Raw genomic sequence first — 16990 nt, forward strand, 5'->3', positions numbered from 1 at the left:
ACGGCCGCGACAATGCGCATCCGCAAGAACCACCTCGACATGACGAAGGACGAGCGGCGCCGCTTCATCGACGCCGTCCTGGAGATCAAACGCCGGGGCGTCTACGACGAGTTCGTGAGGCTGCACGTCGACGTCAACTCCAAGGACTACATCGACAAGGACACGGGAAAGCGGGTCGGGCACATCAACCCCGGCTTCCTGCCCTGGCACCGCCAATATCTGCTGGAGCTGGAGAACCAGCTGCGTCTGGTCGATCCGTCGGTCACCCTGCCCTACTGGGACTGGACCACCGACCAGTCGAAGGACTCGCCGTTGTGGGACGACGATTTCATGGGCGGCGACGGCCGGCCCGAGGACGGCATGGTCATGACGGGCCCGTTCGCCTATCCCAACGGGTGGAAGCTGAAGGTCAACGTGCAGCCGGCGGGGCCCGAGGACCCGGCGCTCAACGGGCACTACACCGTCGACGACCGCGAGTTCCTGATCCGGCGCATCGGGCAGAAGATTCCTGATCTGCCCACCCCCGAGCAGTTGAACCAGACGCTGGACCTGCCCGTCTACGACTGCCCGCCCTGGGACTACACCTCGGGCGGGGAGGCTCCGTACAACAGCTTCCGCAACCACCTCGAGGGCTACACGAACTTTCCCTGGGAGCCCAAGGCCGGCAAGCTCCACGGGGCCGGGCACCAATGGGTGGGCGGGCACATGATGTACATCGCCTCGCCCAACGACCCGGTGTTCTTCCTCCACCACTGCTTCATCGACAAGTGCTGGGCGGACTGGCAGGCCCGGCACCCCGGGGTGCCGCACTACCTCCCCACGGAACCGACGCCGGAGGTACCCGACGTCAACACGTGGCTCTTCCCCTGGCGCACCAAGAGGGTCCGCGACGTGATCGACCACACCAAGTTCTACAAGTACGCCTGACCTGCGGAAAGGTTCATCTCGATGTGCGGAATAGCTGGGTGGGTCTCCTACGGGCGGGACCTGACGAGGCACTCAGAGGAACTGGAGGCCATGGTCGCGACGATGGCCTGCCGCGGACCCGACGCCGGCGGGGTGTGGCGCGGCGGGCACGCCGCGCTGGGACATCGGCGGCTGGCCGTCATCGACCTGGAGGGCGGCCGGCAGCCGATGGTGGCCGAAGACGGCGGGCAGGTCCCGGCGGTCATCAGCTACAGCGGCGAGGTGTACAACTTCCGGGAATTGCGCGACGAACTACGCAGCCGAGGCCATGCCTTCCGCACCGCCAGCGACACCGAGGTCGTCCTGCGCGCGTACCTGGAGTGGGGCGAGGGCTTCGCCGCACGCCTGAACGGGATGTTCGCCTTCGCCATCTGGGACACGCGAACCCAGGAACTGCTGCTGGTCCGCGACCGGTTGGGCGTCAAGCCGCTCTTCTACCACGTCACCGAGGACGGCGTCCTGTTCGGCTCGGAGCACAAGGCGATCACCGCCCACCCGGCGGTCGAGGCGGCGGTGGACGCGGACGGGCTGCGGGAGGTCTTCGGCCTCACCATGACCCCGGGACACGCCGTTCTGCGCGGCCTGCGTGAGGTGCTGCCGGGTGGGATCGTCCGGGTCTCCCGCGACGGGGTGCGCAGGAGCCGCTACTGGCGGCTGGAGTCGCGGCGGCACACGGACGACCTGGCCACCACCGTCCGCACGGTACGGGAGATCCTCGAGGACACGGTCCGCCGGCAGCTCATCTCGGATGTGCCGCTGTGCTCGCTGCTCTCCGGCGGCTTGGACTCCAGCGCGGTGACCGCGCTCGCCGCGCGCGGACTGGCCGAGGAGACCGGCGAGAAGGTGCGGACCTTCTCCGTCGACTTCGTGGGGCACAGCGAGCGTTTCCGGCCGAACGCGGTGTGGGAGAGCCCGGACGCGCCCTTCGTGGCGGACGCGGTGCGGCACATCGGGGCCGACCACGAGGACATCGTCCTCGACAACGCCGACCTGCTGAGCCCGGACGTGCGCGGAGCCGTACGCAGGGCACTCGACCTGCCCACGGTCACCGGCGACATGGAGTACTCCCTCTACCTGCTCTTCAAGGCGATCCGGAGCCGGTCGACCGTGGCGCTCTCCGGGGAGTCGGCCGACGAGCTGTTCGGCGGCTACAGCCACTTCCACGACCCCGAGGCGGTCCGGTCCGCGACGTTCCCCTGGCACCTGCCGTACAGGCGGGCCGGAGGCCAGGACGCGTTGCGCGCGGTCGGGCTGTGGGACGGCCTGGAGCTGGGGGACTACATCGACCAGCGCTACAAGGAGGCCATCGCCGAGATTCCCGACCTGGACGGCGAGTCGCCCGAGGAAGCCCGTATGCGGGAGATCAGCTATCTCCACCTGACGCGCTTCGTCACCTTCCTGCTGGACCGCAAGGACCGGATCAGCATGGCGGTGGGGCTGGAGGTCCGCGTCCCCTTCTGCGACCACCGGCTCGTCGAGTACGTCTTCAACGCGCCGTGGGCGATGAAGACCTTCGACGGCAGGGAGAAGAGCCTGCTGCGCGCCGCCACCGAGGATCTGCTGCCGCGGTCCATCGTCGAGCGGAAGAAGAGCCCCTATCCCTCCACGCAGGACCTGAACTACGAGATCGCGTTGCGGGAACGCGTCGCGGCGCTCGCCGGCGGCGATTCGCCGGTTCTCGACCTCGTGGACCGCCGGGGGCTGCGCGGACTGCTGGACCGCCCGCCGGGCACGTTCTCCATCGGCGGGCCCTACAGCGCGCGCGCCGTCCTGGAGCGGCTGATCGACCTGGACCAGTGGGTCCGCGAGGACGGCGTCCGGCTGGCCGGCGGGATTCGCTGACATGCCGTCGCAGTGGCCACGGCGCACGTTCCTGGCCATGGTCGGCGCGACGGCCGCCGCGGGGGCGCCGCCCGCCTTTCGGCGGAGCGGGCCCGCGGCCTCCGGTCCCGTGGTGGCGCATACCACCGCGGGGCCGGTGGCCGGCGTTCGCACCGGCGGATGCGCCGTGTTCCGGGGCGTGCCGTACGCCGCCGCGCCCGTCGGCGCGCTGCGCTTCGCCTCGCCCCGGCCGCCGCGGCCGTGGCGAGGCGTCCGCGACGCGAGCCGCTTCGCACCGGCCTTCCTCCAGCAGGGCGATGATTCGAGCCGCGAGGACGCCCTCTACGCCAACGTCTGGACGCCGGACCCACGCGGTCGCCGCCCGGTCCTCGTGTACATCCACGGCGGGGGCTGGCAGGTCGGCTCGGGAAGCCTGCCGACGTACGACGGCGCGCGGCTCGCCGTACGGGGAGACCTCGTCGTCGTCACCTTCAACTACCGGCTGGGGCCGTTCGGGTTCGGCCTGCACGAGGAACTGCTGGACGCCGCCACCGGGTCCTGCTCCAACTGGGGCCTCCAGGACCAGATCGCGCTGCTCCGATGGGTCCGGGACAACGCGGCGGCCTTCGGCGGCGACCCGCACAACGTCACCGTGTGCGGCACGTCCGCCGGCGGCGCCTCGGTCTGGCAGCTGACGCTCCTCCCGGAGACGCGTGGCCTGGTGCGTCGCGCGATACCCATCAGCGCCTGCCACGTGTGGAGCCCGAGCACGGCGTTCACCGCGGCCGACTCCCGACGGGCGTTCGAGACGATGGCGGCCCGGCTCGGCACCACCGTCGCGGGCCTGCGCGGCCTGCCCGCGGCGGCGATCCGGCACGAGTGGGAACGCATGTTCGCGGGGCCGCCGGCGGAGCACGCCGTGGCCAGCGGCCGGGAATACCGGGGGCCGTTGCCCGACGGCCGGTGGATGCACGACTTCGACCACCGGTCGCCCACACCGGCGCTGCCACTGATGGTCGTCTACACGCGTACCGAAGGGTCCTTCTACACAGGGCCCGGCTCTCCGATCCCCTCGCCGGCGCCGACCGACGACCCGTCCCTACGGGCGGCGGTGCGGGGCGTGCTGGACAAGGGGCTCGTGCGGGTGCCGGAGCACCTGGTGGACGAGTGCGTCGGCGCCTATCGGGCGGCGGCGGTCGCCGGCTGTCTGCCGGACGACCCGCGCTCGCTGTGGACGGAGGTCTGGGGCGACGCCCTCTTCCGATACCCGATCGTGCGCCTGAGCGAACGGCACGCCCGCGTCGGCACGACCCCGCAGTACGTGATGGAGTTCGCGTTCCCCGTACGGCCCCCGTGGTTCGGCACCCCGCACGAGGCGACCTCGCCGTTCCTCTTCGGGACCTGCGCTCTTCCCGGGAACGTCGCGGAATTCGGCGACGGCCCCTTCCAGCGCCGGGTGAGTGACGCCTTCATCGACCTCGTGGCGTCCTTCGCCCGCACAGGCACGCCGTCGTCCGGCGCGACGCCGCGATGGCCGGTGTTCTCCCCGGACCGGCCCAGCACCCTGGTCCTCGGGGAGCCGGGTGGACCACGCGTGGCGACGACCCCCAAGGCGCGGCAGCTCCGCTTCTGGGACGAGATCCACTGGCCCCCCGCGCCGTGACCGTCACGCCCGCGCGGACACGGGCGCTTCCCGGTCTCCCGGCGTCGCCGAAGGCCGGGAAGCGCACGACGCCTCAGTCGAAGACGCGCTGCTCCCTGCCCTCGCTCAGCGGGGCGTAGTGTTCGGTGAACAGCTTCGCGACGAGCTCGCCGCGGCTGGTGACACGGACCTTGTCGAAGATGGACTTCACGTGGTCGCGGACCGTGTGCGGTGAGATGAACAGCTTCTCGCAGATCTCCGCGGTTCCCATGCCCCGCGCGATGAGCTGGGTGATCTCGAGTTCGCGGTCGGTGAGCTGGTAGGCCCGCACCATCAACGGCGCGACCTCCGAGATCGGCGCGCGCTCGATCACCACCACCGAGGCCCCCAGCTCGCCTTCGGCCGTGCGCAGGCACGAGGCGTGACACACCAGCCACCGCCCGGCCCTGCCCCGGACCCGCAGCCGCGCGGAACCTCCGGCCCGGCCCGCCGCGATCGCCCGGGCCTTGCTCACCGTGCTGTGGATCCACGCGGGCACCGCCACCCCCAGCGGGGTGGGACTGGCCGGCTCCGCCCTCAGCGCGGCGATCTCGGTCAGGTAGTCGCGTGCCTCGTCGTTCAAAGACACCAGTTCGCCCGAGGGGGCGAAGTACAGCAGCCCGGGCCCTACCCCGTCACTGGGGGTCGGCCCGGTCTCGGGGTCGGTCCGCGGCTCGGCGAACGACCTCAGCCTGCGGGCGAGGACCGCCGATAACCGATGCAGGACCATCGCGTCGTCGGAGTGGAAGACGGGCTCTCCCTCGGCCCTGAAGAGGCTGATCTGCCCCCACGGATGCCCGTCGGCACGCGCCACCGCACGCAGCTCGTCGTTCAGGCCGCGCGGCCGCAGGAACGCCCGATACAGGGTGCTGCGGCCGGGGAGTCCGCCGGTCGCAGCATGCAGCCCGGCCGCGGGCACCTGGGCGCGCGCCAGGTCGCTGAACAGGTTGACGTTCTCGGTCAGCAGCTCCGACTCCCAGTACACCGAGCAGCCGTCCTGACCGAGGTTCTCCACCCGGATCGGCGAGGTCATCATGCCGGTCATCGGATCGGTCGCCCGCCACACCGCCGCGTCGAAGGGGATGATCGGGCGCAGCAGCCGGGAGGCCCAGGAGAACAAGGTCAACGCGTCGGGCGCCTCGTCGAGCTCGCGCGCCAGGGCCGTCACCTTCCGCGCCACGGCCGTGGGCAGTCCGCCGTTCCCGCTCATCATCGCGTTCTCTCTTCCCGTCGCACGCGGACGCACGGTGTCCCGTCCAGGTGACCGCACCGCCGGCCGCCCGCGCAACCCCCCGTTTGAGGGATGCGCCGGATCCGTCAACAACCCGATCACGGGATACCGCGCCTGCTCCGCCGCGGCGGACGATGCCGGTGTCTGTTGCGAACCGCTCCTGCCGGACGAGGCGGCAGCGCGACCCCGATCCGGCACCGTTCAGGAGAGGCATGACCATGGAGACCGCTGTCCGGAGTGCCGCCTGCGCCCCCTCGTCCGAGCAGGCGTCGCTCGCCGCGCAGGTCCGCGGGCCTGTGCTGTTGCCCGGACTGGACGACTACGACACCGAGCGGCGGGGATTCAACACCCTGCTCGACCACCGTCCGCGCGTGATCGTCGGCGCGACCGGAACCCAGGATGTGGTGGCCGCCGTCCGATTCGCCACCGCCCGCGGGCTGCCGGTGGGCGTCCAGGCGACCGGGCACGGGCCGGCCGTGTCCGCCGACGACGCCGTGCTGATCTCCACCCGCCGGATGACCGGCCTGCGCGTCGACCCTCGGCGGCGCACCGCTCGCATCGAGGCGGGAGTCTGCTGGGAACAGGTGATCCACGAGGCGGCGGCGTTCGGGCTGGCTCCGCTCAACGGCTCGTCACCACTCGTCGGCGCCGTCTCCTACACGCTCGGCGGGGGCCTGGGGGTGATGGCCCGCACCTTCGGCTACGCGGCCGACCACGTGCGGGGCATCGACGTCGTCACCGCCGACGGCGTCCCCCGCCAGTTGGACACCGAGCACGAGCCGGACCTGTTCTGGGCGTTGCGCGGCGGGAAGGGGAACTTCGGCGTCGTCACCTCTATCGAACTCGGGCTGGTGCCGGTCACCCGCCTGTACGGCGGCACGCTGAGCTTCGCCGGCGAGTCGGCGCCCGAGGTGCTGCGGTGGTGGCTCATGTGGACGGCCGATGTCCCCGAGGAGATGAACTCCTCGATCGCGCTCGTGCGCCTGCCGGACGACCCCGGAATCAGGGAGGAGCTGCGAGGCCGGTTCCTCACCCAGATACGCATCGCCTTCACCGGTCCCGCGGACCAGGGTGAATCGCTCGTCGCCCCCTTACGCGGCCTCGCCCCGCGTGTCCTGGACACCGTCGCCGAGATGCCCTACACGGACGTAGCCTCCATTCACGCCGATCCGACGCGGCCGTACTCCTACCACGAGCGCACGACGATGCTGCGTGGCGTGGACCAGCACGCGATCGACGCACTGCTCGCTGTCGCCGGTCCGGGAACGGACTGCCGCCTGGGGCTCGTGGAACTGCGGCATCTGGGCGGTGCGCTCCGGCGGGCGCCGGCCGAGGGCAACGCCGTCGGGAACCGCGAGGCCGATTTCTGCCTGCTCACCGTCGCACCGGGCGGTCCGCGGATGGGACGGCGCGAAGCCGACGACCTGCTGCTGGAGCAGATGTCGCCGTGGTCCACCGGAGGGAGGTATCTCAATTTCCTGGACGCGTCGGCGACCCCCGACCAGGTGCGCGCCGCCTATTCGCCCGACGCCTACGCCCGCCTGGCCGAGCTGAAGGCGGAGTACGACCCGGGCAACGTCTTCCGCCTCAACCACAACATCCCCCCGTCCCGCCGGCGCGCGGTGGCGCGATGACGGTCAGCGTGATCGGAGCCGGGCCCATGGGTCGCGCGATCGCGCACCGGTACGTCATCGCAGGGGAGCGGGTGATGCTGCTGGACCTGCGCGCCGACCGCGCCGCCCGGGCCGCGGCGCGGACGGGAGCCGAGGTCGCCGCGGACGTTCACGCGGCACTGCGCGCGGACATCGTCACCCTCGCATTGGGAGGGCACCGCGACGTTCTGGACTTCGTCACCGCGTACAGGTCCGAGCTGGCCGGCCTGGTGCTGGTGGACACGACGAATCCGGTCCACGACTGCCACCCGGGGGCGGATCCGGCCGGTTCGCTCAGCATCGCCGAACGGCTCGCGCTGGCGGCGCCCGAGACGTCGGTGGTCAAGGCGTTCAACACCCTCTGCGCCTCGGCTCTGCTGACCGGGCGGATCGACGACGCTCAGCCGGACGTGTTCGTCGCCTCGGACGACGACGTGGCCAAGGCCACGGTCATCGAGATCGTCGATCGCAGCGGACTGCGCGGGCTGGACTCCGGTGGATTGCGCAACGCCAGGGTCCTGGAGCAAATGGCGGTGCTCTGCATCGAGATCGTCACCCGTCTCGACGTGGTTCCGGAGGCCGCGATGAAGTTCCTGCCCAACTGGTGACGGCAGACCCCGCGCGTGCGCACCGCCGGACGAGGTGCGCCGCAGGCCCTCCGGCAGAACGTCCACACGCCGACGAAACAGAAGGACTGGCTCATGCGTCTTCGATTGCTCATCCTGGCACTCGGCAACTTCGCGATGGGGGTCGACACCTTCGTCATCGCTCCGATCCTCGACCCCATGGCGGACGACCTGGCGGTGAGCCGCACCACCGCCGGCTGGCTGATCACCGCGTTCGCCCTCTCCTACGCGGTGTGCGGCCCCGGTCTGGCCGCGCTGATCGGTCACAGGCCGCCGCGCCGCCTCCTGCTGGCCGCGCTGACCGTGTTCGCGGTCGGAAACGCCCTGACCGCGGTGGCGCCCGGTTACTGGGTGGCGATGCTCGGCCGCGTCGTCGCCGGCGCGGGAGCGTCCATGTACACCGCGAACGCTCTTGCCGTGGCCCGTGCCATGGCTCCCCCCGAGCGGAGCGGGCGGGCCACCGCGACGGTCGTCGGCGGCCTGACCACGGCGATCGTGCTCGGCCTGCCCCTGGGGGCCTGGCTCGGTGCGAACACGGGGTGGCAGGCGACTCTGTGGGTCGTCGTTGCGCTCACCGCGGTCGCGGCCGCAGGCGTCGCCTTCAGCCTGCCGTGGATGCCGGGCCAGGCGGCCACATCCCTGCGGGAGCGGCTCGCGCCGCTCACCCGGCCTCCGGTCCTGACCACCCTGATGGCGACCTGGTTGTGCCTCAGCACCAGCTGGACCGTCTACAACTACGTCGACCAGGTCACCCGGAAGGCGACCGGCGGCGACGCCGCGAAGACGTCCTTCGTGCTGCTGAGCTTCGGTGTCGGCGCGGTCGCAGGCAACCTCCTCACCGGTCGTCTCACCGACCGCCTCGGGCCCGCCAGAACGATCGGGTACGCGGCGCCCCTGCTCGTGCTGGCCGCCACGGCGGCTCCGCTGCTGTCGGCGACCTTCCCCGCCGCGCTGGCGCTCGCGGCGGTGTGGGGCCTGTTCCATTGGATGGTGAACGTCCCCCAGCAGCTCCGGGTCGTCGCCGCCGCGCCGCAGGCCGCCCCCCTCGTCCTGGGACTCCATCAGAGCACGATCTACATCGGGATCAGCACCGGTGGCGTCGCGGGTGCCGTCGGCTTCACCGCGGGGGGCGCGCACGGGGTCGGCTACGCGGCGCTGGCCGTAGGTGTGCTCGCCCTCGCCGGGCTCGCCGTATCCCTGCGGGTCAACAAACCGGCCGGGGTGGCGAGGAGCCTGCCCAGGCCCGCCGGCCAGGCGTCGCAAGCCGCCTCGTCATAATGGGCCGTCCTAAAGCAAGAAAATCCTGAATTCAACTTTCATTGACATCGGTTGTCGGAGCGGCTACGTTCATTTGGCGAAATCGGGCCTATTTTCTCGTCGTTTTCCTCGCGGGTGTGTGACATTCGCCTGCGGCGTATAGAAGGAATCGCGGGATCGGCGCATCCTGTCGAGGTGTACAGAACGGAAATCTGTGTCGTACGGCTAGCGCGGGGAGTTGTCGCAGGTGAAAACCGAGCACGAGTTCCGAGTTCTGGGCCCACTCGAGGTATGGAGTTCCGGCAAACGTATAAAGATCAGAAGCCTGCGCATGCAGGCCCTGCTCGCCATGCTGCTGGTGCGCGCGAACGAGGTGGTGAGTTCGGAGCGGCTCGTCGACGCGATCTGGGGCGAGGAGCCGCCCGCTTCGGTCGACAGCCAGCTTCGCATCTGCACTTCCGGCCTGCGTCGCGTGTTGCGGATGCAGAGGTCGGGGGGCGAGATCGAGACCCACCCCTCCGGTTACCTCATCCATGTGCCGGAGGACGCGCTCGACCTCCTCGCGTTCCGGGGCGCGACGGAGCGGGCGCGAAAGGCCCTCAAGGCGGGCCGGCTCGAGACGGCGGCGTCTCTCATGAAGGCGGCGTTGGCGCTGTGGCGCGGCCCGCTCTGTGAAGGGCTCGAGAGTCAGCCGCTGCGGTCCCTCGCCCGAAAAGAGGAAGAGGAACGCCTTTTGGTGGCCGAGGAATACTTCGACCTGGAGTTGCTGCTGGGCCGGCACCGCCAGATCACGGGCGAGTTGGCGAGCCTGGTCGCGGAGAACCCCTTCAGGGAGACGCCCGCCGCGCAGCTCATGATCGCGCTGCACGGCGCGGGGCGTCAGGCGGACGCCCTGGAGGTGTACCAGGAACTACGGCGGCGCTTCTCCCAGCAACTGGGCATCGAACCCACGGGGACCTTGCGGGAGCTGCAACGGCTCATCCTCAACGGAGAGTGCGTCATGAGGGTGCTGTCGGAGGCCCGGTCCTTTCAGAAGGCCGGTGTAGTGGTGTGACCGGCACGCCGCGTCCATCCCGGGCGCGGCGAGCGCACGCGTCGGCGCGTGAACGGGCCCGGCGGACGGCGTTTCTGCGTCGAGGCCGTCCGTGCCCTGTCGCTCGATAGGGAATGACATCACCGCCCGGCGCGGCGGCATATCAACGGCGTTCGTCGGTGGCGCGAATATCGCCGGTGCTCTCCGCGGCCGTATGCCGGCGGGCGATTCGGTGAATAGCCGGCGACGAAATGGTTATGCGGCGTCAGGTCTTCCTCGCCGGTTGACGGGTGAGGGCGCCGAGCAGCCCGGGAAACACCTCGTCCATCTCGGCGCGGCGCAGCGAGTTCATCCCGCGACGTCCCGACGTAGTACTGCCCGATCAATCGTACTTCTGCCGCAGAGTGGGCCGCGGACGAACGGAGAATGTCCAAGACTGTGCGGTTCCACGAGATCGGCGGGGCCGAGGTGCTGCGGCTGGACGACCTGGAGCCGGGTGAGCCGGGGCCGGGCGAGGTGCGGATCCGGGTGGAGGCGATCGGCGTCAACAGGGCCGAGATCCTGTTCCGGTCCGGCGGTACATCGAGCCGGTGAAGCATGTGCCCGCCACGCTCGGCACCGAGGCGGCCGGAGGCCACAGCATGTGCCGAACGCTACAGAGCCGGCGTCGCATCGCCGCCTCCTTTTAGGACTACAGTTTATATAACTGTACTCCTACTTCTGTGAGTGTGCGCATGGACAAGCCGGTCGAGATGTTCGACCGCGACTACGAATGGTCCGCCTTGACGCGGTTCATCACTGACGAGCAACCGGGCGCGACTCTCGGCGTGGTCTCCGGGCGACGCCGCCAGGGCAAGACCTTCCTGCTGGACGCCGCATGTCGTGCCGCAGGCGGCTTCTACTTCGGAGCGACCGAGGCGGCCGATGCCGAATCGCTGCGCCGTTTGAGCGCCGCGCTGACCGCCCATGCCCGCCCTGCCACCCCCTACCATTTCGCCGACTGGTCCGAAGCTCTCGACGCACTCCTCGCTCTTGGCACCGAGCGGCCCACCCCCGTCGTGATCGACGAGTTTCCGTACCTCGCACGGGCGAACCCGGAGCTGCCTTCCCTCATCCAGGAGGCGTTCCGGCCGATGCGGGATCAGCGCACTGCATCCCGTACGCGTCTGTTGCTGTGTGGTTCGGCCCTGTCCTTCATGGGCCGGCTGTTGTCCGGCAACGCGCCGTTGCGTGGACGGGCGGGACTGGAACTGCTCGTCCGTCCGCTCGACCACCGTCTGGCCGCCGAGTTCTGGGGGATCTCCGATCCGGCGCTGGCTCTCAAGGTCAACGCGGTTGTCGGCGGCACGCCCGCCTATCGTCGCGAGTTCGCACGGGGTGACACGCCGGTGGGACCGGAAGACTTCGACGACTGGGTGGTTCGCACCGTGCTCAACCCGGAGACGCCCCTGTTCCGTGAAGCCCGTTACCTACTGGCCGAGGAGCCGGACCTGCGTGACAGCGCCCTGTATCTGTCCGTCCTGGCGGCCGTCGCCGACGGCAACGCCACGCGCGGGGGTATGGCCGGCTACCTGGAGCGCAAGGCGACGGACATCGCGCATCCCATCAACGTCCTCGAAGACGCAGGCCTGTTGCATCGCGATTCGGACGTCTTCCGGGATAACCGCGCCACATATCGCATCTCCGAGCCGTTGATCCGCTTCTATCACGCCATCATGCGGCCGGTCTGGGACCAGCTCGAGCGACCGGGCAGCGCCGCCCGGGTCTGGCAGGCCAGCCGCCGCCGCTTCGTCAGCAATGTCCTCGGCCCGCATTTCGAGCAGATCTGCCGCGAGTGGTCGCTGCATCACGCCGATCCCGACCTGTTCGGCGGGCTGCCTGCCCGCGTCGGTCACGGTGTCGTCCACGATTCCAAAGCCAGAACCGGTCACGAGGTGGACGTGGCTGTGATCGGCATCGCTGACGGCGGCAAGCCGCCGCTGCTGGCCGTCGGCGAAGCCAAATGGAACGACACGATGGGAATCGCTCACATCGAACGTCTCCAGCACATTCGCGACTTGATCGCCGCGTCCGGCCGCTATGACACTACGCGTACCCGTCTCGTCTGCTTCAGCGGCACCGGATTCAACGACAGGGCGGTGGCCCAGGCGAGCGCCTCACCCGATGTGCACCTGATCGACCTGCCGGCCCTGTACGGCCGGAGCTGACGCGAGCCGGCCTGTCGCGGCCGGCTCGCTGTGGCAGGGAGGCCGTCGGTAGGGTCCCCTGGGGTAGGACGCCGACGAGAGGGATCGTGAGCGTGGTGGAGCGGGCCGACGGGGCGGGGCTGCACGAGGTGGGGCCGGGGATCTTCGCCTGGGTGCAGCCGGACGGCACCTGGTGGGTGAACAACGCCGGAGCCGTGGCGGGCGACGGCGGCGTGCTGATCGTCGACACCTGCGCGACCGAGGCGCGCACCCGGCGGTTTCTCGGCGCGGTCGCCGAGGCGACCGGTGACGCCCCGGTCCGGATGGCGGTGAACACCCACCAGCACGGGGACCACTGCTACGGAAACAGCCTGCTTCCGGACGACACGGTCGTCTTCGGGCACGCGGCGATGAGAGAGGCGTTGCTGGCCGATCCGATCATCGACGGCTGCCCGCCGGTGTGGACGCCGGTGCCCGACTGGGGACACGTGACGCGCCGCCCGCCGACGGTGGTGTTCACCTCCGAGTTGACCGTCCATCTCGGGGCGCGCCGCGTCGAGTTGCGGCACCCCGGCCACGCCGCGCACACCCCCGGGGACGTGGTGGCGTGGCTTCCCGGCGAACGGGTGCTGTTCGCCGGGGACCTGCTGTTCAACGGGCTCACGCCGCTGGTGCTGATGGGGTCGCTTGAGGGGGCGTTGCGGTCGCTGGACTGGCTGGCGGCCTTCGAACCCGAGCACGTCGTGCCGGGACACGGGCCGCTCGCCACCGCCTCCGAGTTGCCGGAGATCCTGGCCGCGCACGAGCGGTACTACCGATTCGTCCTCGACGCCGCCCGAGCGGGACGTGAGAACGGGCTCACCCCGCTGGCCGCCGCGCAGGCGGCCGACCTGGGCGAGTTCGCCGGATGGGCGGACGCCGAGCGCCTGGTGCTCAACCTCCACCGTGCCTACGCCGAGGCCGAAGGCGGCGAGGTGGATCTCCTCGCCGCCTTGGCCGACGCCGTGACCTGGCACGGCGGGCCGCTGCCGACCTCAGTCTGAGGCCGGCGTCACGACCAGCCCTGCAGCCCGGCTCCGTACGGATAGAGAGGGTTGCCGTAGGTGGTGGGGACGGTCTGGCCCGCGTCGATGCGGGCCCGGATCTCCGACCGCTGGGCGGCGGTGGCCCCCAGGTCGTAGGGGAGGTTCCAGTCCTCGACGGCGTCGGCGAGCACATCGCCGCCGCCCGGCTTGAGGATCTGGTCGAGGCTACGCGGGAGCTGCCACGGCAGGCGGCCGCGCGGCGTGTAGTCGCCGAACAGCAGCGAGGCCGTGGCCGGGCCGACCTCCTCACCGCCCCGGTACGTCACCACGATGGCGTCGGCCAGGCCGTTCCACTCACTGATGACGATAGGCCGGGGGAGGGTCAGCACGACGACCACCGGAATGCCCTGGTTCTTGAAGTTCTGCATGACGGCCAGCTGGTCGGCGGGCAACTGGGGCTGCTCCTTCACCCACGCGGTGGCGTGCGTGTAGGTCGGCTCGCCGACCGCCACGATCGCGAGCTTGGGCGAAGGCCCGGTGTCCTGGTAGACGTTGACGCCCGCGGTGGCCGCCCGCGCCTTGACCGCGTCCAGCAGCGTCTGCGAGCCGTACTCCTGGTGGAAGAAGCTCGTCCAGATGCAGCAGGCCGATCCGTCGGTGGCCCGCGGACCGGCGACCACGACGTTGTCGCCCGCCTTGAGCTTCAGCGGCAGCACGCCGTTGTTCTTGAGCAGCGTGATGGACTCCCGGGCGGCCTGGTTGGCGAGCGCGACGTACGACGGCTGGTGGAAGCGGTAGGGACCGTTCACCGGGTCGCCGTACGGGCGCTCGAACACGCCGAGCGTGAACTTCAGGCGCAGGATCCGGGTCACCGCGTCGTTGATCCGCGCGATCGGGACGTTTGCCAGGAAGGTCGCCATCGTGAACCCGGTGGCGCCGGGGTCGGCCCCGCCCATCACGTCGGAGCCGGCGTTGGCGGCCTTGACCCAGACCGAGGACGGCAGCCAGTCGGTGGTGATGAGACCGGTGTAGCCGAGGTTGTTCCGCAGGTAGTCGAGGATCGGCTTGCTGTCGCCCGCGCCCGAGCCGCCCGGGTCGAGGTAGGAGCTCCCGGCGTACCCCGGCATGATGTTGACCGCGCCGGCCTCCATCGCGGCCCTGAACGGGATCATGTGGTACTTGATCGTCACCGCGTCGTAGGTGATCCCGGCCTCGCCGCCCGCGCCCTCGCCCGGCCAGTGCTTGACGGTCGCCAGCACGGAGGCGGGGTTGAGCTCGGGGCCGCCCTGGAGCCCGGCCACCAGCGCGCGGACCTGGGCGGCCGCGACGTCGGCGTTCTCGCCGTTGCCCTCCTGGATGCGGGGGTAGAGGACCTTGGTGCCGACCTCGGCGAGCGGGCCGAGCACGCCGCGCGCCCCGACCTCGAGCTCCTCGCGGCGCTGCATGTCGCCGAGCTTGTAGTCGAGCGCGTAATCCTTGCCCGCCGCGAGCGCGCTCTGCAGGGGGTAGGTGGTCTGGTATCCGGCGATGGTGTCGCCCGCCGAGACGGGCGGGATGCCGAGCCGGGTTCCGGACGCGCCCAGCAGGACGGCGTGCAGGTCGTTCGGCAACGCCGGGCCGAAGTGCCAGCCCGAGAGCGGGTAGGTCTGGGCGTTGTAGAACATCTGGTACGCCTTCTCCTCGGGGGTCATCCTGCCGAGAAGGTCGTTGACTCGGGTTTCGACGGGCAGCCGCCAGTTCTCGTACGGCTCGATCGTGCCGTTCTTGTTGAGGTCGCGGGCGCCGTTGACGATCGGGACGCCGTCGGCGACCTGCTCGATGTCGGGCAGGTAGACGCTGAAGGTGCGGATGTTCGACGTCGTCCTGGCGCCCGACCCGCTCACCGCGACGACGAACCACTTGTACGTCCACCGGTCGGGGATGTCCCAGGTGGGCGTGTAGCTCGTGCCGGTCGGCTCGGCGACCTTGGTGTAGAGGTCGATCAGGTTGCCCGAGGCGGTGAAGTCGTAGTCGGTGCGGCTGACGTTCAGCCAGACCTCGTAGCGCGCCGCGCCGGAGACGGCCGCCCAGGAGAACGCGGGCCGCCGGGTGTCGGTGATCATGGCCTTGTCGGCGGGGGCGGACAGCGCGAACTGACCGGTGGTCGCCGGGGCCTTGGTGGGCGGGGACAGCAGGGGAGCGGTCGTGGCCGCCGTGTCCACGGTGCCGAAGACCTGGAACTCCCAGAGCGAGTAGCCGTAGCCTGTCGCGCGGGCCGTGCCGACGAAGCGGACGTAGCGGCCGTCGCCGGTGACGTTCAGGTTCTCGACGCCGCCCCTGCCGCTGGTCGTGGTGTAGATCGGCGTCCACGACGTGCCGTTGGCGGACACCTCGATCCGGTAACCCGTGGCGTACGCGGACTCCCAGTTGAGCGTGACACCGGTGACGTGCCCGGCGCCGCCGAGGTCCACCCGCAGCCACTGGTCGTCGGAGTACTGGCTCGACCAGCGGGTCGTCGTCCGCCCGTCGAGGGCCGCCGCCGGAGCGTTGCCGCCCTCCCAGGACGAGGCCGTCACCTGCTTGTACGCCGAGATCGGCGTCCCGCCCGGCGGGTCGGTGGTGCCGCCTCCACTGGTGTGGACGGCGAACTCCCACAGCGAGTAGCCCCAGCCGGTGGCGCGGGCGGTGCCGTACAGACGGACGTACCGGCCCGAGCCGGTGACGTCGAGGGTCTGCGTGCCGCCGGTGCCGGTGGTCGTGCTGTAGACGTCGGTCCAGGTGGAGGCGTTGTCGGACACCTGGATCTTGAAGGCCGTCGCGTAGGCCGCCTCCCAGGTCAGGACGACCTTGCAGATCGTCTTGGCCGCGCCCAGGTCCACCTGAAGCCACTGCGGGTCGGCGGCGGCGCTGGACCAGCGGGTGCCGGGGTCACCGTCCACCGCCGCCGACGCGGGCGTCCCGGCGTTCTCGGTGGACGAGGCGGTCGCGGGCCGGTTCAGCGCGGCGTTGGGGCCGGCGCAGCCCGAGGAGGTGCCGGTGGTGCCGTAGACCTGGAACTCCCACAGGGAGTAGCCGTAGCCGGTGGCGCGGGCGGTGCCGTAGACCCGGACGTACCGGCCCGAGCCGGTGACGTTTAGGGTCTGCGTGCCGCCGGTGCCGGTGGTGGTGGAGTAGACGTCGGTCCAGGTGGTGGCGTCGGCCGACACCTGGATCTTGAAGGCCGTGGCGTAGGCGGCCTCCCAGTTGAGGGTGACCTGGCTCAGCGTCGCCGTTGCGCCGAGGTCGACCTGGAGCCACTGCGGGTCACCGAACGCGCTGGACCACCGGGTGCCGGTGTCGCCGTCCACCGCCGCCGAGGCGGGAGTGCCGGCGTTCTCACTGGACGAGGCCGTCGCGGTCTTGCCCTGCGACAGCAGGACGGGTGCGGCGTGGGCGGGCCCGGCGACGACGCTCGCGAGCAGCGCCAGCGCCACCGCCAGGACGAGAGCGAGCCCGCGCGGGAACGGAAGGGTGTGCTTCATCGCGTCTCCTGC

The 16990-nt window shown here is 70.6% G+C and carries 12 protein-coding genes; 10 read left to right on the top strand and 2 right to left on the bottom strand.

Annotated elements, in window-relative coordinates:
• The first annotated feature begins 12 nt into the window (after positions 1-12).
• Genes Msi02_RS12305 through Msi02_RS12315 form a run of 3 tightly spaced genes read left to right on the top strand, consistent with a single transcriptional unit; the run spans position 13 to position 4450 of the window.
• Positions 13-927: a tyrosinase family protein gene (locus Msi02_RS12305; RefSeq protein WP_204048465.1), complete on the top strand. Its 915-nt coding sequence runs from the start codon at positions 13-15 to the stop codon at positions 925-927.
• 21 nt (positions 928-948) lie between these two features.
• A complete protein-coding gene (gene asnB, locus Msi02_RS12310; protein ID WP_204048466.1) occupies positions 949-2808 on the top strand; it encodes an asparagine synthase (glutamine-hydrolyzing) in 1860 nt (619 codons plus the stop codon).
• 1 nt (position 2809) lies between these two features.
• Positions 2810-4450 carry a carboxylesterase/lipase family protein gene (locus tag Msi02_RS12315; RefSeq protein WP_239108341.1) on the top strand — a complete coding sequence of 547 codons (1641 nt, stop codon included), beginning with the start codon at positions 2810-2812 and terminating at the stop codon, positions 4448-4450.
• Between the two features lie 73 nt (positions 4451-4523).
• Here the strand turns inward: Msi02_RS12315 and Msi02_RS12320 are convergent, their stop codons facing one another.
• On the bottom strand, positions 4524-5681 hold the full coding sequence (locus Msi02_RS12320; protein ID WP_239108342.1) for a helix-turn-helix domain-containing protein: 1158 nt from the start codon (positions 5679-5681) through the stop codon (positions 4524-4526).
• A 230-nt stretch (positions 5682-5911) separates the two neighbouring features.
• On the opposite strand from Msi02_RS12320, the gene Msi02_RS12325 reads away from it, so the two are divergent.
• From Msi02_RS12325 to Msi02_RS12355, 7 genes are all read left to right on the top strand, one after another.
• Positions 5912-7333 (top strand): FAD-binding oxidoreductase, encoded by a 1422-nt coding sequence (locus Msi02_RS12325; RefSeq protein ID WP_239108343.1) that lies wholly within the window; start codon positions 5912-5914, stop codon positions 7331-7333.
• Positions 7330-7959, top strand: coding sequence for an NADPH-dependent F420 reductase (locus Msi02_RS12330; RefSeq protein ID WP_204048467.1), 630 nt, complete (start codon positions 7330-7332; stop codon positions 7957-7959). The genes Msi02_RS12325 and Msi02_RS12330 overlap by 4 nt, the downstream gene beginning before the upstream one ends.
• 93 nt (positions 7960-8052) lie before the next feature.
• Positions 8053-9255: an MFS transporter gene (locus Msi02_RS12335; protein WP_204048468.1), complete on the top strand. Its 1203-nt coding sequence runs from the start codon at positions 8053-8055 to the stop codon at positions 9253-9255.
• Positions 9256-9565: 310 nt separating this feature from the next.
• Positions 9566-10288, top strand: coding sequence for an AfsR/SARP family transcriptional regulator (locus Msi02_RS12340; RefSeq protein ID WP_204048469.1), 723 nt, complete (start codon positions 9566-9568; stop codon positions 10286-10288).
• Between the two features lie 405 nt (positions 10289-10693).
• Positions 10694-10861: a hypothetical protein gene (locus Msi02_RS12345; RefSeq protein ID WP_239108344.1), complete on the top strand. Its 168-nt coding sequence runs from the start codon at positions 10694-10696 to the stop codon at positions 10859-10861.
• Between the two features lie 140 nt (positions 10862-11001).
• Positions 11002-12474, top strand: coding sequence for an AAA family ATPase (locus Msi02_RS12350; RefSeq protein WP_204048470.1), 1473 nt, complete (start codon positions 11002-11004; stop codon positions 12472-12474).
• 86 nt (positions 12475-12560) lie between these two features.
• A complete protein-coding gene (locus tag Msi02_RS12355; protein ID WP_239108345.1) occupies positions 12561-13496 on the top strand; it encodes an MBL fold metallo-hydrolase in 936 nt (311 codons plus the stop codon).
• Positions 13497-13504: 8 nt separating this feature from the next.
• Here Msi02_RS12355 and Msi02_RS12360 read toward each other — a convergent pair whose 3' ends face one another.
• Positions 13505-16978 (bottom strand): discoidin domain-containing protein, encoded by a 3474-nt coding sequence (locus tag Msi02_RS12360; RefSeq protein WP_204048471.1) that lies wholly within the window; start codon positions 16976-16978, stop codon positions 13505-13507.
• Positions 16979-16990: the final 12 nt, after the last annotated feature.

The sequence above is a fragment of the Microbispora siamensis genome, assembly GCF_016863095.1.
Lineage (GTDB): Bacteria > Actinomycetota > Actinomycetes > Streptosporangiales > Streptosporangiaceae > Microbispora > Microbispora siamensis.